This window comes from Aeromonas sp. s3, assembly GCF_040907805.1.
In the GTDB taxonomy this organism is placed as follows: Bacteria; Pseudomonadota; Gammaproteobacteria; order Enterobacterales; family Aeromonadaceae; genus Aeromonas; species Aeromonas dhakensis.
On sequence record NZ_JBFOCQ010000015.1, the window covers coordinates 20898 to 47190 of the forward strand.

At 57.8% G+C, this 26293-nt stretch carries 23 protein-coding genes; 13 read left to right on the forward strand and 10 right to left on the reverse strand.

Features of this window, described 5'->3' with window-relative positions:
* Window positions 1-111 precede the first annotated feature (111 nt).
* The 6 genes from AB5Y98_RS07915 (at window position 112) to putP (ending at window position 7656) form a co-directional block, all read left to right on the forward strand.
* Window positions 112-1218, forward strand: coding sequence for a 1-acyl-sn-glycerol-3-phosphate acyltransferase (locus AB5Y98_RS07915; RefSeq protein WP_005304801.1), 1107 nt, complete (start codon window positions 112-114; stop codon window positions 1216-1218).
* Between the two features lie 309 nt (window positions 1219-1527).
* Window positions 1528-1998, forward strand: coding sequence for a YhcH/YjgK/YiaL family protein (locus tag AB5Y98_RS07920; RefSeq protein WP_368231674.1), 471 nt, complete (start codon window positions 1528-1530; stop codon window positions 1996-1998).
* Between the two features lie 174 nt (window positions 1999-2172).
* Window positions 2173-3372, forward strand: coding sequence for an acetate kinase (locus tag AB5Y98_RS07925; protein ID WP_268009627.1), 1200 nt, complete (start codon window positions 2173-2175; stop codon window positions 3370-3372).
* A 122-nt stretch (window positions 3373-3494) separates the two neighbouring features.
* Window positions 3495-4736, forward strand: coding sequence for a mechanosensitive ion channel family protein (locus tag AB5Y98_RS07930; protein WP_368231675.1), 1242 nt, complete (start codon window positions 3495-3497; stop codon window positions 4734-4736).
* A gap of 187 nt (window positions 4737-4923) precedes the next feature.
* Window positions 4924-5850 carry a L,D-transpeptidase family protein gene (locus AB5Y98_RS07935; protein WP_005304791.1) on the forward strand — a complete coding sequence of 309 codons (927 nt, stop codon included), beginning with the start codon at window positions 4924-4926 and terminating at the stop codon, window positions 5848-5850.
* Window positions 5851-6138: 288 nt separating this feature from the next.
* Entirely contained in the window at window positions 6139-7656 is a 1518-nt protein-coding gene (gene putP, locus AB5Y98_RS07940; protein ID WP_017785892.1) for a sodium/proline symporter PutP, read from the forward strand.
* 909 nt (window positions 7657-8565) lie between these two features.
* Here putP and AB5Y98_RS07945 read toward each other — a convergent pair.
* From AB5Y98_RS07945 to AB5Y98_RS07965, 5 genes are all read right to left on the reverse strand, one after another.
* Window positions 8566-9474, reverse strand: a complete 909-nt coding sequence (locus AB5Y98_RS07945) for a hypothetical protein (protein WP_368231676.1) — start codon at window positions 9472-9474, stop codon at window positions 8566-8568.
* Complete coding sequence (locus AB5Y98_RS07950) at window positions 9471-11270, reverse strand: hypothetical protein (protein WP_242762283.1); 1800 nt, start codon at window positions 11268-11270, stop codon at window positions 9471-9473. The genes AB5Y98_RS07945 and AB5Y98_RS07950 overlap by 4 nt, the downstream gene beginning before the upstream one ends.
* Complete coding sequence (locus AB5Y98_RS07955) at window positions 11267-12439, reverse strand: metallophosphoesterase (protein ID WP_242762285.1); 1173 nt, start codon at window positions 12437-12439, stop codon at window positions 11267-11269. The genes AB5Y98_RS07950 and AB5Y98_RS07955 overlap by 4 nt, the downstream gene beginning before the upstream one ends.
* A gap of 392 nt (window positions 12440-12831) precedes the next feature.
* Complete coding sequence (locus AB5Y98_RS07960) at window positions 12832-13434, reverse strand: MliC family protein (protein ID WP_368231677.1); 603 nt, start codon at window positions 13432-13434, stop codon at window positions 12832-12834.
* A 99-nt stretch (window positions 13435-13533) separates the two neighbouring features.
* The gene (locus AB5Y98_RS07965; RefSeq protein ID WP_368231678.1) at window positions 13534-13896 is read right to left on the reverse strand and encodes a DUF2061 domain-containing protein; all 363 of its coding nucleotides are present in this window, start codon (window positions 13894-13896) and stop codon (window positions 13534-13536) included.
* A 186-nt stretch (window positions 13897-14082) separates the two neighbouring features.
* Here AB5Y98_RS07965 and AB5Y98_RS07970 point away from each other — a divergent pair, with 186 nt between their 5' ends.
* Complete coding sequence (locus tag AB5Y98_RS07970; protein ID WP_019841112.1) at window positions 14083-14301, forward strand: hypothetical protein; 219 nt, start codon at window positions 14083-14085, stop codon at window positions 14299-14301.
* Window positions 14302-14379: 78 nt separating this feature from the next.
* On the opposite strand, the gene AB5Y98_RS07975 is transcribed toward AB5Y98_RS07970, so the two are convergent.
* Genes AB5Y98_RS07975 through AB5Y98_RS07985 form a run of 3 tightly spaced genes read right to left on the reverse strand, consistent with a single transcriptional unit; the run spans window position 14380 to window position 17592 of the window.
* Window positions 14380-15234 carry a 23S rRNA (adenine(2030)-N(6))-methyltransferase RlmJ gene (locus AB5Y98_RS07975; protein WP_368231679.1) on the reverse strand — a complete coding sequence of 285 codons (855 nt, stop codon included), beginning with the start codon at window positions 15232-15234 and terminating at the stop codon, window positions 14380-14382.
* Window positions 15228-15689 (reverse strand): DUF2390 domain-containing protein, encoded by a 462-nt coding sequence (locus AB5Y98_RS07980; protein ID WP_368231680.1) that lies wholly within the window; start codon window positions 15687-15689, stop codon window positions 15228-15230. Before AB5Y98_RS07980 ends, AB5Y98_RS07975 begins: the two co-directional genes overlap by 7 nt.
* Entirely contained in the window at window positions 15682-17592 is a 1911-nt protein-coding gene (locus tag AB5Y98_RS07985) for an ABC transporter ATP-binding protein (protein ID WP_054543459.1), read from the reverse strand. The genes AB5Y98_RS07980 and AB5Y98_RS07985 overlap by 8 nt, the downstream gene beginning before the upstream one ends.
* 156 nt (window positions 17593-17748) lie before the next feature.
* Here AB5Y98_RS07985 and AB5Y98_RS07990 point away from each other — a divergent pair, with 156 nt between their 5' ends.
* A complete protein-coding gene (locus tag AB5Y98_RS07990) occupies window positions 17749-18162 on the forward strand; it encodes a CBS domain-containing protein (RefSeq protein ID WP_005304756.1) in 414 nt (137 codons plus the stop codon).
* An 80-nt stretch (window positions 18163-18242) separates the two neighbouring features.
* Here the strand turns inward: AB5Y98_RS07990 and AB5Y98_RS07995 are convergent, their stop codons facing one another.
* Window positions 18243-18698, reverse strand: coding sequence for an NfeD family protein (locus AB5Y98_RS07995; protein WP_010636234.1), 456 nt, complete (start codon window positions 18696-18698; stop codon window positions 18243-18245).
* Window positions 18695-19615, reverse strand: a complete 921-nt coding sequence (locus AB5Y98_RS08000; RefSeq protein WP_005304750.1) for an SPFH domain-containing protein — start codon at window positions 19613-19615, stop codon at window positions 18695-18697. Before AB5Y98_RS08000 ends, AB5Y98_RS07995 begins: the two co-directional genes overlap by 4 nt.
* A gap of 187 nt (window positions 19616-19802) precedes the next feature.
* Here AB5Y98_RS08000 and cysG point away from each other — a divergent pair, with 187 nt between their 5' ends.
* The 5 genes from cysG (at window position 19803) to cysC (ending at window position 26157) form a co-directional block, all read left to right on the forward strand.
* Entirely contained in the window at window positions 19803-21227 is a 1425-nt protein-coding gene (gene cysG, locus AB5Y98_RS08005; RefSeq protein ID WP_368231682.1) for a siroheme synthase CysG, read from the forward strand.
* Between the two features lie 103 nt (window positions 21228-21330).
* The gene (cysD, locus tag AB5Y98_RS08010) at window positions 21331-22239 is read left to right on the forward strand and encodes a sulfate adenylyltransferase subunit CysD (RefSeq protein WP_005304721.1); all 909 of its coding nucleotides are present in this window, start codon (window positions 21331-21333) and stop codon (window positions 22237-22239) included.
* Between the two features lie 24 nt (window positions 22240-22263).
* Window positions 22264-23691 (forward strand): sulfate adenylyltransferase subunit CysN, encoded by a 1428-nt coding sequence (gene cysN / locus AB5Y98_RS08015; RefSeq protein ID WP_368231683.1) that lies wholly within the window; start codon window positions 22264-22266, stop codon window positions 23689-23691.
* 4 nt (window positions 23692-23695) lie between these two features.
* Window positions 23696-25420, forward strand: coding sequence for an SLC13 family permease (locus AB5Y98_RS08020; protein ID WP_025201190.1), 1725 nt, complete (start codon window positions 23696-23698; stop codon window positions 25418-25420).
* A gap of 146 nt (window positions 25421-25566) precedes the next feature.
* Complete coding sequence (gene cysC, locus AB5Y98_RS08025) at window positions 25567-26157, forward strand: adenylyl-sulfate kinase (protein WP_368231684.1); 591 nt, start codon at window positions 25567-25569, stop codon at window positions 26155-26157.
* Window positions 26158-26293: the final 136 nt, after the last annotated feature.

Sequence of the window (26293 nt, forward strand, 5' to 3'; positions counted from 1 at the left end):
CACTATCTGGCTGCGCCGCATACCCCTCGGCATAAAAGCGTGTAAAATTGCGCCCTGAATTTTCCGGCCGGCGCACGCCGGCCGCGACTCCTTACACGCAAGGCTGACATTGTGACAGAAGTAGATAGATTCGCGGACATTCGCCCCTACCGCGATGAGGAAGTACCGGCAGCCATCGAGCGGCTGATCCGGGATGATGAATTCATCGGCGCCATCGCCAAGTATCGCTTCGGCTCCCTGATGAGCTGGCTGGGCTGGGCCATTCGCCCGCTGATCCGCCAGTTCCTGCGCTACAAGTGGTCCAAGGTGACCACCATCCATCAGGTGCAGATGGGGGTGACCCGCTACATGAGCCGGATGATCGCCACCTCCACCCAGGGGGTGACCTTCTCCGGGCTTGAGCATCTTAAAAAAGAGCAGGGCTACCTGTTCGTCTCCAACCACAGGGACATCGCCATGGATCCGGCGTTCGTCAACTGGGGTCTGCACACCCACGGTTTCGATACCGTGCGCATTGCCATCGGCGACAACCTGCTGCGCAAGCCTTGCGCCACCGAGCTGATGAAGCTCAACAAGAGCTTCATCGTCAAGCGCTCCGCCAAGGGGCCGCGGGAGATGATGAAGGCGCTCGGCGAGCTGTCGGCCTACATCGGCCAGTCGGTGCACGAAGGGCACTCCATCTGGATTGCCCAGAAGGAAGGGCGCGCCAAGAACGGCGATGACAAGACGGACCCGGCCATCCTCAAGATGTTCTACGTGGACGGCAAGAAGCAGAAGATCGAGTTCGTCGACTACATGCGCAGCCTCAATATCGTGCCGGTCAGCATCAGCTACGAGCTGGATCCCACCGACAAGGCCAAGGCGCGCGAGCTGTACGAGAAGTCGGTCAACGGCAGCTACGAGAAGGGCGAGTTCGAGGACATCGAGAGCATAGTCGCCGGCATCGTCGGCCAGAAGGGGCGGGTACACGTCTCCTTCGGCGCCCCCATCACCGAAGGCTTCAGCGATCCGGACGAACTGGCGGCGCTCATCGACAAGGCGATCTGGGGCAACTACCGCCTCTTCCCGGGCAACTACCTGGCTGCGGATGTGGCAGGCCACGCCAATACCATCGAGCAGGCCGCCTTCCTGAGCCGTCAGTCGGAGGTGCCGGAAGAGCACAAGGCCATCTGGCGTGCCATGTACGCCAAACCGGTGGAGAACGCCGCCAAGGCTTGAATGACACCGGTTTTGACCAGGTGATGCGAAAAAAACGGGAGCTGATGCTCCCGTTTTTGCGTCTGGTCAAAGTCGCCGGCAATGGAGTAGTGAATAATATTGTTTCAGCTGGTACGATCACCCGGCGAACGCGCTTGCCCCGCTTGGCAAGCCGAGGATGAGTGTGTAACAGTGCACTCACCACGCCGGAGAGAGCCATGGCTCCATCCCGGTCTGCACGGATAGCAGACGGTGTGACACAAGGACCTTCAACGGGTCCTTTTTCATTTTGCGGCTAAGATGTCGCCTGAATACACCTAAGGAAGCGCCATGATCACCGGCAGTCTGAATACCTTGCAGCGTATGCCGCTGCCCGCCCCGCTCGACCGCATCCTGGTCGAGGTGGTGCAAAGCGTCGACCGGTGGCGGCATGCCCCGCTCGGCAAGCAGGAGGTCGACGGCCTCAAGCTGTTCTGCCTGGTGAGCGAAGAGCTGACCGAGCCGGCGGCGGATCGCCGTGGCGAGTTCCATCAGCAGTACCTGGACATCCAGCTGCTGCTCGCCGGCGAGGAGTGGATCGGGGTCGGCCCGCACACCTACGCGAGCGAAGGGGCGGATCACCCCCATCCCGATCTCTGGTTCGTCGACGACGAACAGACCAGTTATCTGGCGTTGCAGCCCGGCGACTTCGCCATCTTCTGGCCGGGAGAACTGCATCGCCCCCTCTGCACCCCCAACCCGCCGGCCAAGGTGAAGAAGCTGGTGGTCAAGGTGCATCGGGAGCTGCTGGCCGGCCTGTAACCGCTGGCGCAGCCTGACTGAGACGAGTGGCCGGAATCATCCGGATTTGCACTTAACATATTGAAAAATTGGGCGCACTTTCCTGCGACCATAAGCCCCCGGCAGGGGAATCCCATCCATGTTGGATGACACGACACTGTCGGCATAAAGCCGAAGCACAGGAAGATGTAGAACATGAGCAAGTTGGTATTGATCCTTAACTGCGGTAGCTCTTCCCTGAAATTTGCCGTAATGGACGCCGAAACAGGTGAGGACATGCTGTCCGGCCTGGCCGAATGCTTCAATCTGGATGATGCACGTATCAAATGGAAACTCCACGGCGTCAAGGGCGAGGCCATGCTGGGCGCGGGTGCCGCGCACCAGGAAGCACTCGACCACATCGTGGGTCACATCCTGCCGCAGGATCCGACCCTGGCCGAGCAGCTGGTGGCCATCGGCCATCGCATCGTGCACGGCGGCGAGCAGTTCTCCCGTTCCGTTCGCATCGATGATGGCGTGATCGCCGGCATCGAGGCCGCCATTCCGTTCGCTCCCCTGCACAACCCGGCGCACCTCATCGGCATCCGTGCCGCCCTCAAGGTCTTCCCGGCGCTGGCAGAGAAGAACGTGGCCGTGTTCGACACCGCCTTCCACCAGACCCTGCCAGAGGAAGCCTACCTCTACGCGCTGCCCTACAAGCTCTACAAAGAGAACGGCATCCGTCGTTACGGCGCCCACGGCACCTCCCACCGCTTCATTGCAGAAGAGACCGCTAAGGCGCTGGGCAAGCCGCTCGAAGAGCTCAACATCATCAACTGCCACCTGGGTAACGGCGCCTCCGTCTGCGCCATCCGTGGCGGCGAATCCGTCGACACCTCCATGGGCCTGACCCCGCTGGAAGGGCTGGCGATGGGCACCCGCTCCGGCGACATCGACCCCGCTGTAGTCTTCTTCATGCACGACCAGCTCGGTTACAGCGTGGAGCAGATCAACCACACCCTGACCCGCGAGTCCGGTCTGCTGGGCATGACAGAGGCGAGCAGCGACTGCCGCTACGTCACTTCCAACTACGCCACCGACGCCGGTGCCAAGCGTGCGCTGGACGTGTTCACCTACCGGGTGGCCAAGTATGTCGGTGCCTATGCCGCCGCCATGGACGGTCGTCTGGACGCCCTGGTATTCACCGGCGGTATCGGTGAAAACGCCGCCATGGTGCGCGAGATGGTGCTGGATCGTCTGGCCCTGTTCGGCTTCAAGGTCGACAAGGAGGCCAACAACGCCGCCGTGCTGGGCGGCGAGGGCCCCATCACCGCCGAAGGCAGCCGCCTGGCGCTGGTGATGCCCACCAACGAAGAGCTGGTCATCGCCCGCGATGCCCTGAGCCTGGTCGGCTAACGCCCCTCGCTCCCAGACAACGCCCGGCCCCTGCCGGGCGTTGTCGTTTGTGGGCCGGTGCCCATTTGACATGGGGTGGCAGATACGTACCCTGACCGCAGTTTCACGCACAGGAGGATGGGATGAAGGAGACGATTTTTCGCTGGCTGGCCGGGCTAGGACTGGAGGTGACCGGCATGACGGGGCTGGTGATCGCCCTCGGCTTCATCGTGCTCACCTCGCTGGTGCTGCACATGCTGCTGCACCGGGTGTTGCTGGTGCGGCTGGTGGGCGTGCTCGGCAAGACCATGCAGGTGTGGTTGCCGCCCCAACTGCAGCAGCGGCTGTTCTACCGGCTCGCCTTCGTGCTGCAGGGGGCCGTGCTGCTGGGGCAGGCCGAGATCTGGCTGCCGCGCGACTCCGAAAGCCTGCAGCTCATCGAGACGGTGGCCCAGCTCTGGATCCTGCTGTTCCTGCTGCTGGCGCTGTTTGCCCTGCTCGACTGCCTGCTGTCGGTGAGCCGCTACACCCGGCTCGGGCGGGATCTGCCCCTGCGCGGCATCTTCCAGGGGGTGAAGCTGGTGGGCAGCACCCTGGTGGGCATCCTGATGATCGCCCTGCTGCTCGGCAAGTCGCCGCTGTTCCTGTTCAGCGGCCTGGGGGCCATGACCGCGGTGCTGATGCTGGTGTTCAAGGACCCCATCCTCGGCCTGGTGGCCGGCATCCAGCTCTCCGCCAACCGGATGCTGAGCGTCGGTGACTGGCTGCAGATGGACAAGTACGGCGCGGATGGCGAGGTGACCGACATCGGCCTCACCACGGTCAAGGTGTCGAACTGGGACAAGACCATCACCACCATCCCCACCTATGCCCTCATCTCCGACTCCTTCAAGAACTGGCAGGGGATGACAGAGTCGGGCGGGCGGCGCATCAAGCGCAGCGTCAACATCGACATGACCAGCGTGCGCTTCCTGACGGCGGACGAGCAGCTGCAGCTCAAGCAGGCCCAACTGCTGGCGCCCTATCTGAGCCGCAAGGAGCAGGAGCTGAGCGCCTACAACCAGCAGCTGAGCGACGCCATCAGCTGCCCCATCAACGGCCGCCACCTCACCAACCTCGGCACCCTGCGCGCCTATCTGGACGCCTACCTGCGCGCCCACCCCGGCATTCGCAAGGACATGACCCTGATGGTGCGCCAGCTGGCACCGACCACGGACGGCCTGCCGCTGGAGATCTACTGCTTCACGGCGACCACCGCCTGGGCCGATTACGAAGGGATCCAGGCCGACATTTTCGACCACATTTTTGCCATCATCGAGCAATTTCATCTGCGGTTGCACCAATCTCCCACAGGTTACGATATGCGCGCCTGGCAAAAGGGGTGAACGGCCATCAGACAAGGGCTGGCGGCGGATAAAAAAAGCGATATTAATCGCTGACCCGCCGCCACTTGTCAGTTGAAATTTGCCCGGCAGAGGAGAAAAATGGCGGCCTTCTCTTCGCCCCCCGGATCGCCCGCCGCTCCCGGGTCAGCCCAGAGTCTTGAACCACGTCATCCATTACAGGAAAGTTATGAAGCTCCTCCACACTACTGCGGCCGCGCTGTGCTGCAGCCTCCTCTTGGGCGCCGCGCCTGCGCTCGCTGTTGAATACGCCCTGCCTGCGGCCAACAGCCGCCTGGTGGGTGAAAATCTGGAATACGTGGTCCCGGCCGAAGAAAACGGCCAGCCGCTGGAGGCCGCCGCCGCCAAATTCCAGCTGGGGCTGACCAACATGCTGGAGGCCAACCCCAAGGCGGATCCCCTGCTGCTGCAGACCGGCGAGAAGCTGATCGTGCCGCACCAGCTGATCCTGCCGGATGCACCCCGTGAAGGGATCGTGCTGAACGTGGCCGAGATGCGCCTCTACTACTACCCGAAAGGCAAGAAGGTTGTGGAAGTGCTGCCCATCGGGATCGGTCAGCTTGGCACCGACACCCCGGAAAACTGGGTGACCAGCGTGCAGCGCAAGAAGGCGGGCCCGACCTGGACCCCGACCGCCAAGATGCATGCCGAATATGCCGCCCGTGGCGAGACCCTGCCGGCAGTATGGCCGGCCGGCCCGGACAACCCCATGGGGCTGTTCGCGCTCTACATCGGCAAGATGTACGCCATCCACGGCACCAACGCCCAGTTCGGCATCGGCCTGCGGGTGAGCCACGGTTGCGTGCGCCTGCGCAACGACGACATCGAGTACCTGTTCAAGAAGGTGCCGGTCGGTACCCGCGTGCAGTTCGTCAACCAGCCCATCAAGGCCAGTGTCGAGCCGGATGGCCGCCGCTACCTGGAAGTGCATCAGCCGCTCTCCCGCAATCAGGAGGAGTTCAACTCCAGCCTGCCTGCGCCGCTGCCGATGACCCCGGCGGTGACCCGCTTCATCGCCCACGCCGACAGCGACTCCCAGCTGGTCAAGCAGGCGCTGGAGCAGCGCAGCGGCATGCCGATCGCGATCAATCGCTGATTGGCACCTGCCGAGATGGCCCCGACTTCTGGTCGGGGCTTTTTTTTGCCGCCGTGGCGGGATAGAACCCCTGAACATGCCCGGTGGATAAGCAGTTGCTGCGTCAGGATAAAATCTGGTGGAACGGGGCAAAGCTGGTCTGTTGGTTAAAGATGAAACGTTTATATTGTGTTTTCTGTTTGTTAAAAAAGGTTGAGGTCATGGGATCTGCTGATTAAGCTAGGGCGGTTTTTTTAAGGAAGAGTCCGTCGTCAGAACGGGCACACACGTCACATAACGGAGTTTTGAATGACAGCCAGCACACCCATGCTTATCACCTTTCTGGTGTATATCCTCGGGATGGTCCTGATCGGCTTTATCGCCTATCGCGCCACCCGCAACTTTGACGACTACATTCTCGGCGGCCGCCGGATGGGGAGCTGGGTGACCGCCCTCTCCGCCGGTGCCTCCGACATGAGCGGCTGGCTCCTGATGGGCCTGCCGGGCGCCGTCTTTATCGGCGGCATCTCCGAGAGCTGGATCGCCATCGGTCTGACCCTGGGCGCCTACCTCAACTGGCGCTGGGTCGCCGGCCGGCTGCGGGTGCATACCGAGAAGAACCGCAACGCCCTGACCCTGCCGGACTACTTCACCTACCGCTTCGAAGACAAGAGCCGGGTGCTGCGCATCCTCTCCGCCCTAGTGATCCTGCTGTTCTTCACCATCTACTGCGCCTCCGGCGTGGTGGCCGGAGCCCGCCTGTTCGAGAGCACCTTCGGCATGAGCTATGACACCGCCCTCTGGGTCGGTGCCGCGGCCACCATCACCTACACCTTCTTCGGCGGCTTCCTCGCGGTGAGCTGGACCGATACCGTGCAGGCCACCCTGATGATCTTCGCCCTGATCCTTACCCCGGTGTTCGTCATCATCGCGGTGGGCGGCATCGACACCGCCATGGTGCAGGTGGCGGCGCAGAACGCCGGCAACCTCGACATGTTCAAGAACCTGGACTTCATCGCCATCATCTCGCTGATGGCCTGGGGCCTGGGCTACTTCGGCCAGCCCCACATCCTGGCGCGCTTCATGGCGGCGGACTCCCACCACTCCATGACCAATGCCCGTCGCATCAGCATGACCTGGATGGTGCTGTGCCTGGGCGGCGCCGTGGCCATCGGCTTCTTCGGCCTCTCCTACTTCTCCACCTTCACCGAGCAGGCTGGCGGCGTGACTGCCAACCCGGAGCGGGTCTTTATCGAGCTCTCCAAGATCCTGTTCAACCCCTGGATCGCCGGCGTGCTGCTCTCCGCCATCCTGGCGGCGGTGATGAGTACCCTCAGTTGCCAGCTGCTGGTCTGCTCCAGCGCCATCACCGAGGATCTCTACAAGCCGTTCCTGCGCAAGAACGCCTCCCAGCAGGAGCTGGTGTGGGTCGGCCGCGCCATGGTGCTGGTGATCGCACTCATCGCCATCGCCGTCGCCATGAATCCGGAAAACCGGGTGCTGGGGCTGGTGAGCTACGCCTGGGCCGGCTTTGGTGCCGCTTTCGGCCCCGTGGTGCTGCTCTCCGTGCTCTGGTCACGGATGACCCGCAACGGCGCCCTGGCGGGCATGCTGGTGGGCGCCCTGACCGTCATCGTCTGGAAGCAGTTTGGCTGGCTGGGGCTCTATGAAATCATCCCGGGCTTCCTCTTCTCCGGACTCGCCATCCTGGTGTTCAGCCTGCTGGACAAGGCCCCCTCCAAGGCCATGCTGGAGCGCTTCGACGACGCCGAGCGCGAGTTCCAGACCCCGCCGGATGCGCTGGGTCAGCCGGTTACGGTCAACTGAGTCGGCCACTGCCGATAACAAAAAGCCCCGCATCGCGGGGCTTTTTTATGGCAGCCTGGCTGGTTCGGCCTGCACCCAGCGCGGCTGGAGTGCAGATGATCCTGATTGGGCGTGAACGTATCCCTGCTTATCTCTGCGTGGTGAGCCAGCGTTGCAGATGCTGCACAAACAGCGCGGGCTGCTCGATGGCCTGTGTGTGGCACCAGCAGGCGTGTGCTAGCGGGAATAGTGTTGCCAACCGCCTCGCAGACCAGCGCAAACCGTGCTCTGGTATCTGTGCCCTATATGTGCCTTGAAACCCAGCTTTTCAAACAGGACGATAGAGCGGAGGTTATCTGCATCTATATCTGCGGTGAGGCAGGTTACTCCCAGCGTGCCGGCGTGGGCGAACAGCTATCGTAGCGCTTCTGACATAAACCCCTTGCGCCAATAACCCGCATAGAGTAGGCAACCCCCTCGCAGCAGTGGCCCGCCTCACTGAAACTGTGCAGGCCGCAGGAGCATATCAGCTTGCTGCTCTCCCGCTCGACAATCGCCCACTAAAGGGACTCACCCGTATGCTTCGGCCTCAACACGCTTGCCATCATCTGCGCCACTATAGCAGGGGAGGTAAAGCAGGGATCAGAGGCAAACCCCATAGTCAGTGGATTGCCATAAATCTCGAACAGATCGGCAGCATCCTGCGGGCAAATAATGCGCAGCACAATCCGTCTGCTGGTTAAATCAGGTTTAATAAATCTCCTTTGGGAGTGCTATGTCAAATTGCGCTCAGAAATGACACCAGAGAAAATATTAGTGAAGTAAGATGTTTATATTAGAATTATGCCAGTTTTAAAATATAATCATACATGTTGATATCTCTTGTTTCATCTATATGGTTGATTCTTAGCATTAATTAATAATTTCTTGTTATATCTCTAAAGATAATAGGATTTGATTCCCTGATGGTGGTCTATCTTGTGGGGTTTCATTATGTTCTGATGATGCTCTCCATACGGGGAGTTTTGGTGATAATTCATAGCCAATAATGACTGAAATGGCAGATAATATTTTGGGGCCCAATGGGATCAATAATGGCCTAGAATAATCACTAAGGGATAATACCATATGTTTTAAATCTAGATATGTCGTATAAGGTGATTCAACACTATAATAAAAAACTCTATTATTTCCAATGGATTCAATTAAAAACTGATTATTTTTGTACACATACTCTTCAAATCGTATTTCTGAGCTTTTTGGAGAAAACAAAAAAGTATGTTGTACATCTAAATAATTGCATAAACCAAGAGCTTTATCTTTTTCATAACCTAGTCCAAGTATGAGTGATGTTGGTAATGATAGGTCGCCAAGATAACTACCTAAATAATGAGATATATCATCAATGATTTTAATGGGGGATGTTTGTTCTGATGGTGGTATGAACTCTGACGGTGAATAAGAGATGGTTATTTTTGACTTGTTTGGCAATTCTTTAATTAGCATTAAAATAATTGTGGCAAGTCTATGGCGGCTCATTACCGTGATATCCACAAAGACATTTATGGGAGAATTTCCCACGAGAGAGATAACTTTATTCTTGCAGAAGTTGAAAACATCAATATCATCACCTTCACAAATATTTAAGGCATCATGCTCATATAAAGCTTTGTTCTGATTGTAATAAAAGACATCGGTGTGCTTGTTATAGCCAATGACAATAATGTCTTTAAATAATTCTTTTTGCTTTATATATGCCTGAGTGGCTCTGCTTTCATACCCTAACCCTATAATTGCAAGGTCAAAGTTTAATATATATGGTTCTTTACTTACGATCATAATATAAGTTCCATCTGATGTGTGTAAGAGGTAAAAGGCTCTATGACACTAATCTCGTCAGTAGAGTTTAATATGCTCATTAAGTCCTTTTCTTTTTGCTTTATCATCAACAGGCCAAAGTGGTGTGCAAACAAAAATGATAGTCGACATTTTGTCTTCTCGATGTTTATAACATCATGGAATGCGCCTATATCATTTTTCTCTGCGATTAGTGCACCAGCATTGAGGGCATATCCAATTGCCTCTTTATACGATAATATATGAGTGCCTTTCTTAAAATTAATTGATCCACATGGATTTGGTTTGAAATTTGGTCCATAAATTTCATTATGAAACGCTTTGGCAATAACCTCAATCAAATCATAAATAGTATTGTATGCACTATTGTTTGATTTTATAGCAATAGTGCTGAGTAGTGATTGAAATGACTGATAATAATTGTTGAGATATGATAGTTGAGTTGATATAGATATAATTCCTTCTGACTTTGCGATTGGTATGAAGGTATTCATGATTCCAATCAGCATTCTTGGATTATATTCCATAGCCTTACATATATTAATGAAGCCAGCGTAATAATCTGCTGGTCGCCTACGACTCTTTCTATGTCCTTTATATTTTAATGAATAATTTCTAAGCTGTACAATAAACTGGATTTTTCTTATTTGGGCTTTAGTTGTATCGTCATGTGCACTTAAGTTTTTAATGTTAATAGATTTTTTGTCTATGAAGTTTTTAAACGATTCATCTTTATCGTAAAGCTCTTTGAAATCAAGTTCTACATTAGTTTTTTGAGGGTTTTCGAAGTAGCTATCTATATTATTTTTAAGTCCATTCCTTACAAATAAATTACTGCATAGCTCTATAGCAAAGTTTTCAGATTCTTTTTTATTTACTCCGGTTAGATTAATAAATGTTAAATCTTGATCTTTCATTGTACTAGTTGGTGCGTCTGTTATAGATACACCTTTGTGATAAGGTGATAATGCTAGTTTAAAAATAATATTGTCTGGTCCCCCTCTCATCGCGTCAATTAAGGGTTGTATTAATTTGTCTGGGGCTAATTCTAACTCATCAAAAAGAAAGGCCCATTTATCATCACGACAGTTTAAATAAATATTTATGGTTTTTATTGATGTATCTAAAATTCTTATTAAATCACTGTCGATGTATCGAGGAAGGGGAGGTAGTGAAAGTTCTTTTGCTGTTGCTTTAGATATATAATCTGACAGCTCTTGTTTCTTTTCAATAATAGAAATTGTTAAGCCTCTTAGTGATTTTATGCGAACATCAGTTTGCCATAAAGATGATAGGTCCTCTACCATTGCAGACTCTGTATTCTTATCTATCTCGATATGTTTGAAATGGTTCTTACGCTTAACGCTTTTGCTTGCTCTATATGTAATGGTTGAGGCAAGTTTTTCTAAAATATGATATATAAAAATGGATTCAAGAATTTTTTGTAAAGCATTGTTATCTTCAACCATTGTTAATAATTTATCATATTGTGTTTTCCAAAAACGATCTGTAGGAATGAAAACACCAGAGAAATCTATTTTTCTTCTAAATTCATTAGAGATTTCTTTATCCCATAAGTCAAGGGCCTCTACCTCAAGCATTCTTAATAACGTTGTTTTACCACTGCCTCTTGGACCTATCATAATAACATTGTTAGGTGAGCATAGTCGTTCAAAATAGATATTGCTGATAAATGTGTTACAAAGCTCTTGAGTATTGGTTGTCCTCGCATTAAAGGATTCACCAATACTAAGCATATTCTCATATGTAATGATCATTTCCCAATCTCCATAAGTATGTTATCTTCAAAATGAACCGTAAACCCTTGGTTTTGAAGCTTTTTAATTATTGATTTAAAATCAATTGGAGGTAAATGATTTATGGATTTTTGAATTGTGGACAGATCATTGCTATCGAGAAACTTACCTTTTTGGCTGTCAAATAACTCTATGATTTTTTTCGCTATCATAGCTGGAGTATCTTGGCATCCAAATCCTCCTTTTGCAGGAAGATGCTCTGATTTTGATGGTTTCCATCCTGAATCCATAGTCCATTCAAAAGTATTTATAGTGCCAATTAATCTACCATTATTTCTTGTTTCGACAGAGTCAATATCAATAATATAGAACTGATTAGAGGTTCTATGTTCTATTTCTGGATAGAGTCTTGCGGATAGGCTGCCTGCAGATAGAATAACTGGGTGGCAAGTTCCTTTGGATGATGCGTAACTGAGACTTGCAAAGTGTTTATGGCCATGAATTATTAACCAAGGTCCTTTATCTATTTCCTGGAGGCGGTCTATTAATAATTTTCCTCCCTCCATCTCTTCATGATCATAAGAGTTATCAACAAATTCCATTTTTTCTGGATGATGGTGACACAACAATAAATTGAAGTCCTTTTCAATTACTGTGTTGCTGGATAAATGATCTTTAATCTGACTTGCGACTTCAATTGCAACCCTTCCATGGTTATGTTCATCACCAAAACCGTGATATGCGCTAGTGTTTAGTAGGATGGCATGAAAGCTATCTTGTTCAATATGACACCAATTCCACGCCCAGAAATGAGTGTTTTTATCATGGCACTCGAATGGAAAAATTGGGTTTTGAAACTGTAAATTATGCTTTGGTGAGTATTGGGTCTTTAATCTAGAATCGTGATCATGATTTCCTGGAACTGTCAGTAATGTAGGGATTTTTAAGTCATTTCTTATCTTGTTGATGTAATTCCATCCGACATTAAAAGAGTCCTTGCATGCTTTATTTGAGATGTCTCCTGCACATACTAAAACATCAGGCTGTATATCAAGAGACTTCATGTAGCTAATTGCTGCCTCACCATATTCTGACTTGTTTTTATTAAACTCTAGTCTGGAATCATGGCTAAAAGCACTATCTATCACAGCGTGTAAATCAGATATGATAAGTAATCTTAAATTTGACATATTTAATTTTCTTGAAGAGGAATTATCAAAACACCGACCAGCATTATTTAGATAGGCTACCGCCCCTGAATTACAGCCTTCAGTCTGCTGCTCTTAACCTTCGAGTGGGGATGGCATGGCTCATGGGTGACTCCAATGAGATATAGGTTGCCAATTAGGTATGTTAACTACTATGGCCTTAAGAGGAAGGGCTGTATGAGAAATTCCTGAGCAAGATCAACAAATTAATTTTTAAGACTGTTTGATCGCCAGTTGGTGGGATGCGAGAGCACTTGCGTGCGCAGGTGAAGAGGTGGTGGGAATCGGTGTAGAGGGCGCGGCTTGTGTTGCCCGCCGCTGGTTGGCTTTCTGATTTCGAAGATACGGAGCGGCCGTGCCGCTCCGTATCAGACTCAACCCTTGGTCGGATTTTCCATGCAGGAGAGAGTTGGCTGGCCGACACGCTCCAGCCTGGCTTCGCCCCCCTTGGTAAAGAGGGTGAGGTTTTGCCCTTCATAACGGGTACCGCTGGCGCTGGGGGTTTCATAGGCGAGCACCTGCAGCGGGTCAGTACCCTCACCCTCGTCCAGGTTGATCACCGCGGCGGGCCGCTTGGCCTCGTTGTAGAAGTAGGTGGAGAGGGTGATATTATTGTCACACTGGTAGTCCACCGGGCTTGGCACCATCAGCTGGCCGCCCTTGATCTGCAGTTCGGTGATCCGCAGCTGGTAGCTATCTTCCACGCACTGGCGCAGATCGCTCGCCTTCCAGCACTCGTTGCGCCCCTTGATCCAGCCGCGCTGGATGGCGCGCTCGGTTTTCTGCTGCTCGGGTGAGAACGCGGCAATTGCCTTGGGGTAGAGGGCCACCAGCTCGTTGTCCAGCGCCGCCAGCGCGGCATCCTTGCAGAGCAGGGTTTCGGCGGCGCCTTTCGCCTTGGCGCAATCGAAGGAGGGGGTGGCAGCGGTGGCCAATAAAGGGGCAAACAGCAGAGTGGCAAGCAAGGTCTTGTTCATTGAGGGGCTCCAGCAAGGGGGACCCGGCTACTAAAGCACAATGGCGCTGGGCCGCCGAGCATTTTTTGCGCCGGGCGGCCCCAGACAAGGGGAGGGAGATCAGGCCAGCGCCAGGGACTGGCGGGCGCGCCACAGCCGCTCGTGGAAGAAGAACACGACGGTGTTGATGGCAGGCTCGATCATCGCCATCACGCCGCCGGTGAGCAGCTCGCCGCTCAGCAGGTAGGCGACGCCGAAGGCTACCGAGAAGTGCACCAGGGCGAAGCTGCTGGTCTTGGCCTGCAGGCTGTGGTGGGGCTTGAGCTTGTGCCAGCCGAGATCGTGGAAGTAGAAGGCGACCGTGTTGACGGCGGGTTCGATCAGGGCGATCAGGCTGGCGGTGAACAGTTCACCGGTCAGCAGGTAAGCCACGGTGAAGGCCACAGTGAAGTGCAAAACGGCAAAGCTGATGGTCTTTTTCATGATGGCGGCTCCCTCTGGTGATGAGCAGAGTATCCCCCGAAATTGCATTAAATGAAAACCATTCTCATCTAATGATTGGATAGGGAGGGCCTATCAAGTGAGAGCACCCTCACCGGATTGGGAGTTGCCTGGGGCCACAGCGGCGCTAGAGTGAGCCTTTGCCATGAAAAAGGAGCTTTCATGCATATGAATATTAACGCCACCCTGATGGGGCAGTTCATCTTGTTGCTGATGATCATCGTGGGCGTCGTGGCCTGGCGACTGGCCCGCCGCAAGAGCAAGCATCCGGCGCTGATCACAGTGCTGTGCATGCTGCTCAGCCTGGCCCCGCCTTTCGCCCTGCTGGCGCTGCTTATTCTGGCGCTCTGGCGGGATCTCCCCGCAGAGGTTGGCACCCGGCAATAGCAGTCCCTTTAGCCACAACTGCCGCAGTAATAGAAAAGCCCCTCGCGGGGCTTTGTCGTTTTTGTGGCGGATGAACGGTCAGGCCTCGGCCTTGTTCAGCCACTCCACCTTGTACTGGGCGCCGGCGCCTTGGGCCAGCTTGGCGCACAGGGGTTTCAAGAAGGCTTCGATCTGCTCGTCCAGCATCCAGGGAGGGCTCACTATCAGCATGCCTGAGCCGTTCATACCCCAGTCGGCAGTCTGACCAGCCACTTCCAGCTCGGCCACCAGCACGTTGCCGAAGTTTTCCCGCTTGATGGCGCGCAGCATGTCGCGGGACTTGTCCGCCTCTTGCCCGAGGATCGGATACCAGAGGGCGTAGATGCCGGTGGCCCAGCGTTTTTGCGCTTTTTTAAGGGTATCGACTACCGCGAAGTAGTCTTCTTTGAGCTCATAGGGCGGGTCGATCAGTACCAGGCCGCGGCGCGGAGTGGGTGGCAGCAGGGCCACCAGCCCCTCGAAGCCGTCCCTATGGTGCACGGCGACGCGGGGGTCGTATCCCATGTTGGCGCGCAGGTCCTCCACCTCGTTGTTGTGCAGCTCCATCAGTGCCAGCTTGTCCTGCTCGCGGGCGAGGCGGCGGGACAGCTCCGGCGAGCCGGGGTAGTAGCGCAACTGACCATCGCTGTTCATCTCCTCGATGACGCCCAGATAGGGGGCCATGGCAGACCACTGGGCCCGCTCATCCCACAGCCGGCCAATGCCGTCGGCATATTCCGCCTTCTTCTGCGACCAGTCGCCGCGCAGGTCGTAGAGACCGCCGCCGGCATGGGTGTCCAGCACGATGAAGGGTTTCTCCTTCTTCTTGAGGGACTCGATGATCAGGGCCTGAACGGCGTGTTTCAGCACGTCGGCGTGGTTGCCGGCGTGAAAGGCGTGGCGATAACTCAGCATATTAGGTCTCTGAGGGGGCCCTGCTGGGCCCCCAGTAACGATAGATAGTTCAACAGGTTGCGGCTGTCGCCGCGCACTAGGGTGAGGCTGCGCAGGGTCTGCAGCAGCACCCCTTGTTGCAGGCGCTCCAGCTCCAGCTCGTGGGCCAGCATGGCCTGATACTCCTGCTCGCCGAGCCGCGCCTTGGCGCTCGCTCGCAGGGTGCGCCAGGGGCCGAGCACCGCCTCGGTCTGCACCAGCGCCGGTTGCAGGTCGGTGAGATCCACCGGGATGCTGCTCTGATCCAGCCGGTGCAGCAACAGGGCCAGGTTGACGTTGCCCCCCAGCGCCTGCACGCTGAGCCAGTCCTGGCTGCGCGCGCCGTAAACCTCGCCGCTCCAGTGCCAGAAGTCGAGCGGGCCCGGCAGTTCGTGGGCGTCGATCCGCTCGCTCGTTATCAGCTGTTCGTCACGCAAGGAAGGCCTGCTCCATGGTTTCCAGCTCCTCAGAGAGGCTCATCCACTCCAGCTCCACCCCTTCCAGCTCCTCCTTGATGGGGCCCTGGGACTTGAGCAGTTCGGAGAGCTTCTGCTTGGCGCTCTCTTCATAGATGGCGGGGTCGGCCAGCTGCTCTTCCACCGCGGCCAGCTTGGCCTGCAGCTTCTCCATGCTGGTTTCGAGCTTCTCCAGCTTCTGGCGTAGCGGCCGGGTCGCTTGCCGGAACTCCGCCTCGCGCCGCTTCTGATCCTTGCGCGCCACCGCCGAGTTGGCGGAGACGACGCCGTCGTCCTGTTTGGCGTTGGCCTCTTTCTCCTGCTCGCCGAGCCACTTGTGGTAGTCGTCCAGATCGCCGTCGAAGGCCTCGACCCGGCCACCGTGCACCAGATAGAAGTCATCTGTGGTGGTACGCAGCAGGTGGCGGTCGTGAGAGACCACCACCATGGCGCCCTCGAACCCTTGCAGCGCCATGGTCAGGGCGTGGCGCATCTCCAGATCCAGGTGGTTGGTCGGTTCATCCAGCAGCAAGAGGTTGGGTTTTTGCCAGGTGATGAGGGCCAGCACCAGCCGCGCCTTCTCGCCACCGGAGAAGGGGGCCACCTTGTCCAGCGCCTTGTCACCGTGAAAACCAAAGCTGCCCAGATAGTTGCGCAGCTCCTGCTCGGTCTTGTCCGGCGCGAGGCGTACCAGATGATCGAGGGGGGAGTCGTCCAGGCGCAGGGTCTCCAGCTGATGCTGGGCGAAGTAGCCGATGCTCACCCCGGCGCTCACTTCCAGCTTGCCGGAGAGCGGCGGGTTGGAGCCGGCCAGCATCTTGATGAAGGTGGATTTGCCGGCGCCGTTGCGACCGAGCAGGCCGATGCGCGAACCCGGTACCAGGTTGAGTTTGATCTTCTCCAGGATCACCTTGTCGCCGTAACCGGCGCTGAGGTTCTCCATGGCAATCAGCGGGGTCGGCAGGGCCGACGGCTCGCGAAACTCGAAGCTGAACTCGGAGTCGGCGTGGGCGGGCAGGATCTTCTCCATCCGCTCCATGGCCTTCAATCGGCTCTGGGCCTGACGGGCCTTGGAGGCCTTGTAGCGGAAGCGGTCCACATAGGATTGCATGTGGGCCATCTCCCGCTGCTGCTTCTCGTACATGGACTGCTGCTGGGCCAGGTGTTCGGCGCGCTGCAGTTCGAAGTCGGAGTAGCCGCCGCTGTATTCGTTGAGCTTGCCGTTCTCGATATGGATGATGCGAGTCACCACAGAGTCGAGGAAGTCGCGGTCGTGAGAAATCAAGACGAGCGTGCCCTGATAGCCCTTGAGCCACTTCTCCAGCCAGATGACGGCGTCGAGATCCAGGTGGTTGGTCGGTTCATCGAGTAGCAGCAGATCGGAGCGGCAGAGCAGCGCCTGGGCCAGGTTCAGGCGCATGCGCCAGCCACCAGAGAAGCTGCGCACCGGCGAGCCAAGCTGCTCGTCGCCAAAGCCGAGGCCGTGCAACAGCTCGGCGGCGCGGGCGCGGATGCTGTAGGCACCTATGGTGTCGAGCTTGCCGTGCAGCTCGGCCACCAGCAGACCGTTGTCATCCCGCTCGGCCTGGGCCAGCTCGGCCTCCAGCGCGCGGAACTCCTTGTCGCCGTCGATCACGTAGTCGAGGGCGGAGCAGTCCAGCGCCGGGGTCTCCTGTGCCACCCCGGCAATCTGCCAGCCGGCGGGCAGGCTGAAGCTGCCGCTGTCGATGGCCAGCTCGCCCCGTACCAGTGCAAAAAAGGTGGACTTGCCACAGCCGTTCTTGCCCACCAGACCCACTTTGTGGCCGGGGTGAATGGTGGCGGATGCGTTGTCCAGCAGCTTGCGGCCGCCGCGGATCAGTTCGATTTGACTGGCAACTATCATGGATTGGTCTGCTTGGCTCAAATGAAGGAGAAAAACTGGCGCGGATCTTACGTGAAATGGCGCCGGTTTGCACTTTAGGTACGGGCCTGCTACTGGCTGGCACCACAAAAACATGTCATAACAGAACTATCAAACAGTATGACGGTGGAGGCTAGCATGCTGCATATCAGGGACATCATGACGACCCGGGTCGCCACCGTATCCATGGACGACAGGTTGAGCGTCATCAAGGAGATCTTCGAGCAGGCCCACTTTCGCCATCTGCTGGTGCTGGAAGAGGAGGAGCTGGTAGGGGTCATCTCCGATCGCGACCTGTTTCGCGCCATCAGCCCCTATCTCGACTCCGAGGCCGAGATGAGCCGCGACACCGAGACCCTCAACCGGCGCGCTCACCAGATCATGAGCCGCCACCCCATCACCATCGCTCCCCAGCTTACGGTGCGGGAAGGGGTCAAGCTGATGCTGGAGAAGAACGTCTCCTGCCTGCCGGTGCTGGAAAATGGCGCCCTGGTCGGCATCATCAGCTGGAAGGATCTGCTGCGCGCCGCCCTCGACAGCGACGCCTTCTAATCCGCCGGCACGGATTGCAAGAGAATGAAAAAGGGCTCCGCGGAGCCCTTTGTTGTTGGTCACAGGCGCCAGCCCTCGTGTCAGGGCAGCGGCTCCACCAGCAGGATATGGGAGTCATGCCCCGTTACCCGCACCTTGCTGCCGGCGAGCAGTGGCTGGCTGCAGCGCACCGTCCAGGCGGTGTCGTCCAGGTGTACCCGGCTCATCCCCTGAGTCACGTCATCCAGCAGCACCAGCTCGCGCCCCAGATACCCCTGCATCCGCTCGTTGATGGGGGCGGCGGCATCTTGATCGGAGCGATCCCGGCGGTGCTGCCAGCGCCACCAGGCCCAGGTGGTGAGCAGGGATTGGAGGGCGAACAGCAGCAGCTGGGCCTGCCAGCCGAAGGGCCAGACCAGCAGCAGCAGGCCCACCTCCAGCGCGGCGATGCCGGTCCAGAGCAGAAAGCCCACCGAGCCCAGCACCTCGATGGCCAGCAGCACGAAGCCGAGCCCCAGCCAGTGCCAGTGGGTCAGTCCCTCGAACAGGGCTGTCATGACTTGCCGCCCTTGCCATCCTTGAACAGCTCGGCCATGCCGGCCACGGCGCCGATCAGGCTGCCCGCCTCCAGCGGCATCATCACCACCTTGCTGTTGGGGCCTTCACCGATGCGGGCCAGCGCCTCTGTGTATTTCTGGGCCACGAAGTAGTTGATGGCCTGCAGATCCCCTTCGGCGATGGCTTTTGACACCATGTGGGTCGCCTTGGCTTCCGCTTCGGCGGCCCGCTCCCGCGCCTCGGCGGCGAGGAAGGCGGCCTGACGCTCACCCTCGGCTTTGAGGATCTGGGACTGCTTCTCCCCCTCCGCTTTCAGGATCTTGGACTGGCGCACCCCTTCGGCTTCCAGCACCTCGGCCCGTTTCTGACGCTCGGCCTTCATCTGGGCGTTCATGGCTTCGACCAGGGCCAGCGGCGGACGTACATCCTTGATCTCGATCCGGGTTACCTTGATGCCCCAGGGGGCGGTGGCCGCATCCATGGTGCGCAGCAGTTTCTCGTTGATGGTGTCGCGCTGGGAGAGCATCTCGTCCAGCTCCATGGCGCCCAGCACGGTCCGCATATTGGTCATGGTCAGGTTGCGGATGGCGCTGGTGAGATCGTTGACCTCGTAGCCTGCCTTGCGGGCATCCACCACCTGCACGAAGCTGATGGCGTCTATGGTGACGTTGGCGTTGTCGCGGGAGATCACCTCTTGCGCCGGGATGTCCAGCACCTGTTCCATCATGATGATCTTGTGGCCGATGCGATCTATGTAGGGGATCAGCAGGTTGAGGCCGGGGGAGAGGGTGCGGGTGTAGCGGCCGAAGCGCTCCACGGTCCAGTTGTAACCCTGCGGCACTATCTTGATGCCGGCGCTCAGGGTGAGAAGTACCAGAAACACAAAGATCCCCAGCACAATCAATGACTCATTCATCATTTAGCTCCTTATGAAACACTTTCACTAGCCTATGGCCTTGCGTGCGGCACCACAAGCGCCTTTGTCATCATACGGCTTTGTTAATTACTAAAATGCATTAAAAAGCATTTTTTATTATTTTGAGGGATAAGCAGCCCTGCCTATAGTCGCCCCATATTAGTCGTGTTCCGAGGGATGGGCCGAAATGGATTATTTGCCGATGTTTGCCAAGTTGGACGGTCGCCCGGTGCTGTTGGTGGGTGGGGGCGAAGTGGCCCTGCGCAAGGCGCGCCTGCTGCTGGCGGCCGGTGCCAGGCTGACCCTGGTCTCCCCCGAGCTGGAACCCGACTTCCATGAATTTGCCGGTCGCTTCACCCATCTGGCGGAACGCTTCACCCCGGCCCATCTGGCGGGCCAGATCCTGGTGGTGGCCGCTACCGACGACCTCGAGGTGAACGCTCTGGTCTATCAGAGCGCCAACCAGCTCGGCCTGTTCGTCAACGTGGTGGACGACCCCAAGCGCTCCAGCTTTATCTTCCCCTCCATCATCGATCGCAGCCCCATCATGGTGGCGGTCTCCAGCGGCGGCAAGGCGCCTGTGCTGGTGCGCCTGTTGCGCGAGCGGCTGGAGAGCCTGCTGCCCCGCCACCTCGGCGGCCTGGCCGAGCTCTCGGGTCGGGTACGCGACCGGGCCAAGCGGGTGCTCTCTTCCATTTCCGACCGTCGCCGCTTCTGGGAGCGCGCCTTTGCCTCCAACACCCTGGCTGGTCTGATTGAGAAAGCCGATTGGCAAGGGGCCGAGCAGTGGCTGAACGAGGGGCTGGACAAGGCCAAGACCGAGGTGGGCGAGGTAGTGTTGGTTGGAGCGGGCCCCGGCGATCCGGGCCTGCTGACCCTCAAGGCGCTGCAACAAATTCAACAGGCCGAGGTGGTGCTCTATGACCAGCTGGTCTCCGCCGAGATCCTCGATCTGGTGCGCCGCGATGCCACCCTGGTGTCGGTCGGCAAGAAGGCCGGCGCCCACAGCGTACCGCAGGAGGAGACCAATCGCCTGCTGGTGGAATACGCCAGGGCGGGCAACCGGGTGGTGCGGCTCAAGGGGGGCGATCCCTTCATGTTCGGCCGTGGTGGCGAGGAGCTGGAAGTGCTGGCAGAGGAAGGCATTCCCTTCTCCGTGGTGCCCGGCATCACGGCCGCCGCCGGTGCCACCGCCTATGCGGGCATTCCGCTCACTCACCGCGACCATGCCCAGAGCGCCGTCTTTATCACGGGCCACTGCCAGAAGGAGGGCAAGGAGCCCGACTGGCAGCAGCTCGCCGCTACCAGCCAGACCCTGGTCATCTACATGGGGCTGATGCGCTCCGAGCACATCCAGCTGCAGCTTGTGGATCACGGCCGCAGTACTTCAACCCCCATCGCCATCATAGAGCGCGGCACCACGGCGCGGCAGCGAGTGCTGACCGGCACCTTGGCTGAGCTGGCCGAACTGGCCGCCCAGGCGGTGAGCCCCTCCCTTATCGTCATCGGTGAAGTGGTTGCCCTGCGCAAACAACTCGCCTGGTTTGGCGAGACGGCGCAGGGGCAGGGGGCCAACAGCGGCCACGAGCTCAAACTGGTGAGCCTGGCCTGAGGCCGAGACCCGAATCGATTTGACGGTGCGGCCATGGCGGCACCGACCTGAACCAACACCGTGCCCTGACCAGGCGCGTTAGCAATGAACCGAGGACCCAGACATGGACCGTGAAAGACTGACCCACTTGCAGCAGCTGGAAGCCGAGAGCATCCACATCATCCGCGAGGTGGCTGCCGAATTTGAAAACCCGGTGATGATGTACTCCATCGGCAAGGACTCCTCCGTCATGTTGCACCTGGCCCGCAAGGCCTTCTATCCGGGCAAGATCCCCTTCCCCTTGCTGCACGTCGACACCGACTGGAAGTTCAAGGAGATGATCAAGTTCCGTGACGAGACCGCCAAAAAGTACGGGCTGGATCTGATCGTTCACAAGAACCCGGACGGCCTCGCCATGGGCATCAACCCCTTCGTGCACGGCAGCGGCAAGCACACCGACATCATGAAGACCGAGGGGCTCAAGCAGGCGCTCAACAAATACGGCTTCGACGCCGCCTTCGGTGGGGCCCGCCGCGACGAGGAGAAGTCTCGTGCCAAGGAGCGGGTCTACTCCTTCCGTGACAAGTCCCACCGCTGGGATCCGAAGAACCAGCGCCCGGAGCTGTGGCGCGTCTACAACAGTCAGGTCAACAAGGGTGAGAGCATCCGGGTCTTCCCGCTCTCCAACTGGACCGAGCTGGATATCTGGCAATACATCTATCTCGAGAACATCGACATAGTCCCGCTCTACTTCGCCGCTCATCGCCCTGTGGTGGAGCGTAATGGCATCAAGATCATGGTGGATGACGAGCGCATGCCCATCGGCCCGGAAGATGAAGTGAAGCAGGAGCTGGTGCGCTTTCGTACCCTCGGCTGCTACCCGCTGACCGGGGCCATCGAATCCAATGCCACCACCTTGCCGGAGATCATCGAAGAGATGCTGATCACCACCTCGAGCGAGCGGCAAGGGCGGCTCATCGACCACGATCAGGCCGGCTCCATGGAGCAGAAGAAGCGTCAGGGCTATTTCTAAAAAAATGTTCTAAGGAATCGCAACATGAACAACCACATTCAGACCGCCATCAGCGAACAGGGCATTGAAGCCTACCTGCACGCCCAGCAACACAAGAGCCTGCTGCGCTTTCTCACCTGCGGCAGCGTGGACGACGGCAAGAGCACCCTCATCGGCCGCCTGCTGCACGACTCCCAGCAGATCTATGAAGATCAGCTCAAAGCGCTGGAGTCCGACAGCCAGAAGCTTGGCACCACCGGCGAGAAGCTGGATCTGGCGCTGTTGGTGGACGGCCTGCAGGCGGAGCGCGAGCAGGGCATCACCATCGACGTGGCCTACCGCTATTTCTCCACCGCCAAGCGCAAATTTATCATCTCGGATACCCCGGGCCATGAGCAGTACACCCGCAACATGGCCACCGGCGCCTCCACCTGCGATCTGGCCATCATATTGATCGACGCCCGCAAGGGAGTGCTGGATCAGACCCGTCGCCACAGCTTTATCGCCAGTTTGCTGGGGATAAAACAGTTTGTGGTGGCGGTCAACAAGATGGACCTGGTGGAGTTCAGTCAGGAGGTGTTCGAGCGCATCAGCTTGGAGTACCGCGAGTTCGCCAAGAAGCTCAGCGTCGACACCATCCATATCGTGCCGGTCTCGGCGCTGGACGGTGACAACGTGGTCAACCCAAGCGACAAACTGGCCTGGTACGAAGGCGAGACCCTGCTCTCCCTACTGGAGAGCGCGGAAGTGGAGCGCGAGCTGGAGCGTCACCCGGTGCGCCTGCCGGTGCAGTACGTCAACCGCCCGAACCTCGATTTTCGCGGCTTCGCAGGCACTTTGGCCTCCGGCATCCTGCGGGTGGGCGACCGGCTTGCTGTGCTGCCGTCCGGCAAAGAGAGCACTGTGACCCGCATCGTCACCTTCGACGGGGATCTGGAGTACGCCCTGCCGGGTCAGGCCATCACGGTCACCTTCGCGGACGAGATCGACATCAGCCGCGGCGACCTGCTGGTGGACGCGGCGAAAAAGCCCCAGGTGACCCAGAACGTGCTGGCCCACATCGTCTGGATGGGGGAAGAGTCCCTGCAACCGGGCCGGGTCTATGACGTCAAGCTGGCCACCAAGAAGAGCCGCGGCCAGGTGGAGGCCATCCGCCACCGCATCGAGATCAACAAGCTCGACGAGCTGCCCGCCTCCGAGCTCAAGCTCAACGAGATCGGCCTGTGCGAATTCAGCCTGACCGACCCGGTGGCGTTCGACCCCTACCAGGAGATCCGCGACACCGGCAGCTTCATCCTGATCGACCGGCTGACCAACGTCACCGTCGGTGCCGGCATGATAGTGGAAGGGCTGGCGGCCAAGGTTGTGGCAGGGCAATACAGCGAGTTCGAAGTGGAGCTCAACGCCCTGGTGCGCAAGCACTTCCCCCACTGGCAGGCGCTGACCATCAGCAACGATTCCGGCAAGGAGTAAGCCCATGACCTGGCAACAATCCCTGGTGCTGGGTCTGCTGGCTGCCCTCGTCGCCCTGCTGATCCAGGGCAAACTCCGGCCGGCGCTGCTCTTCTCGGGCGCCGTGCTCATCACCTACCTGAGCGGCCTGGCGGACATCAACGCCGTGGTGGCGGGCTACACCAACAGCGCCCTGCTGACCCTGGTGCTGCTGCTGCTGGTCTCCCTGGCGGTGGAAAAGACCCGGGTCATGAGCTGGTTCGCCAACCTGGTGGGCACAGGCTCGTTCAACAAGGTGCTGGTGAAGGTGTGGTTCTCCACCGCCTTCCTGTCGGCGTTCGTCAACAACACCGCCGTGGTGGCCTCCATGCTGGGGGCGGTCAAACGCAACCCCAACCATGCGCCCTCCCGGTTGCTGTTGCCCATGTGCTTCGCGGCGACTTTTGGCGGCGTGCTGACCCTGATCGGCACCTCCACCAACCTCATCGTCAACAGCTTCCTCATCAAGATGGGGGCCAAGCCGCTCGGCATGTTCGACTTCTTCATGGTGGGGGCGGGGACCCTGCTGACTGGCCTCATCGCCGTGTTGCTGTTTGCCCGCCACCTGCCGGAGCAGGACACCGAGATGAGCCGGGAATCCGGCTACTTTCTCGAAGCCAAGGTGGGCCCCGGTTCCCCCATGGCCGGGCGCAGCGTCAAGGAGAACGGCCTGCGCAGCCTGAAAAGCCTCTATCTTGCCGAGATCATCCGGGGCAACCAGGTGATCTGCCCGGTGCAGCCGGAGCACGAGTTGCACGAGGGGGACATGCTGCTGTTTTGCGGCGACGTGGAGAGCGTCGGCGTGTTGCAGGAGCTAAAGGGGCTGGATCTCTACGGCCAGCACCGCCTCAACGGTCAGCACCTGGTGGAGGTGATCGTCAGCCACAGCTCGCGGCTGGTGGGGCAGACCATCAAGGACGCCGAGTTTCGCACCCACTTCGATGCGGTGGTGCTGGCGGTGCGCCGGGGTGAAACCCAGCTCACCGGCGGCCTCGGCCAGATTGAACTGCACGCAGGGGACACCTTGCTGCTGGCCCCCGGCCCCAAGTTTGCGGGCAACAAGTCCCTCTCCCGCGAGTTCGTGGTGGTGAGCGGGCTGGAGGCCTCCACCCGGCTCGATGCCAAACGCAGCGCCGCCGTGGTGGCGGGGTTCCTTGGGGTGCTGACCCTGTCGGTGCTCGATCTGGTGCCGCTGTTCAAGGGGCTGCTGGTGATGCTGGTGGTGCTGCTGTTCTCCCGCATCCTGACGCTGGATGAGATCCGCCGCCGCTTTCCGTTGGATATCTGGCTGGTGGTGGGCGGGGCGCTCGCCATCGCCGATCAGCTGGAGAAGAGCGGGCTGGCCAAGCTCATCGCCGACTGGCTGATGGGGGAGTTCAACGGCGCCAGCCCCATCATCGCCTTTATCGGCATCTACCTGTTTACCTTGGTGTTGACCGAGCTGATGAGCAACAACGCCGCGGCTGCGCTGGCCTTCCCCATGGGTTACCAGCTGGCGCTCAGCATGGATGTCTCCACCATGCCGTTCATTCTGGCGGTGCTGTTCGGGGCGAGCTCCAGCTTTATCCTGCCCTACGGCTACCAGACCAACCTGATGGTCTATGCGGCGGGCAACTACAAGATGCCGGATTATCTCAAGCTGGCCCTGCCGGTCTCCCTGGCCTACAGCATCGGGGTGATCGTCATGGTGCCCCTGCTGTTTCCGTTTTAAGGCGGCGCAACTGGGGGCCTGGTGTCTTGCAGGGAATATACATACACGACGACCATGGCCCCGTCAGTGGCGAGTGGCCGGAGGCTGAGCTCAAGGAGCCAGACCGTTTCAGCATTGAGGCGCGAGCGCCAAGCAAGGAGTTTTGGATGAGCAATATCGTGTGGCATGCCCATGCCGTGGGCAAAGAGTGTAGGGCCGAGCAGAAGGGACAGAAGCCGCTGGTGATCTGGTTTACCGGGCTCTCCGGGGCGGGCAAGTCCACCCTGGCGGGAGCCTTGGAGCAGGCGTTGGCGGCCGAGGGCAAGCACACCTATCTGCTGGATGGGGACAATGTGCGCCACGGCCTCTGTGGCGATCTCGGCTTCGATGATGCCGCCCGTCAGGAGAATATCCGCCGGGTCGGCGAGGTGGCAAAACTCATGGTGGATGCAGGGCTGATCGTACTCACCGCCTTTATCTCGCCATTCCGTGCCGAGCGGGAGCTGGTGCGCCATCTCGTGGGTGAAGGGGAGTTTGTCGAAGTGTTTGTCGATGCGCCCCTTAGCGTGTGTGAAGAGCGAGACCCCAAGGGGCTCTATAAAAAGGCGCGAGCAGGGGAGATCACGAATTTCACCGGTATCGACTCCGCCTACGAGGCACCAGAAAATCCGGAGATCCATCTGCTCAACGCCGGCAAGCCGGTGGAAGCGCTGGTGGATGAACTGCTGACCGCCCTGCGGCAGGGGAACTACCTGTAGTTGGATCGGAAGAACCTATAACAAGCGCCCGGCAGCCGGCCAGTTGGCCATCACAGGCGCTGATGGGCTGGCGGCAGCCACTATAAGAAAAAGTTGGGTCATTATCGGAAAACCCATAAATCCAGCTTATAGTGGC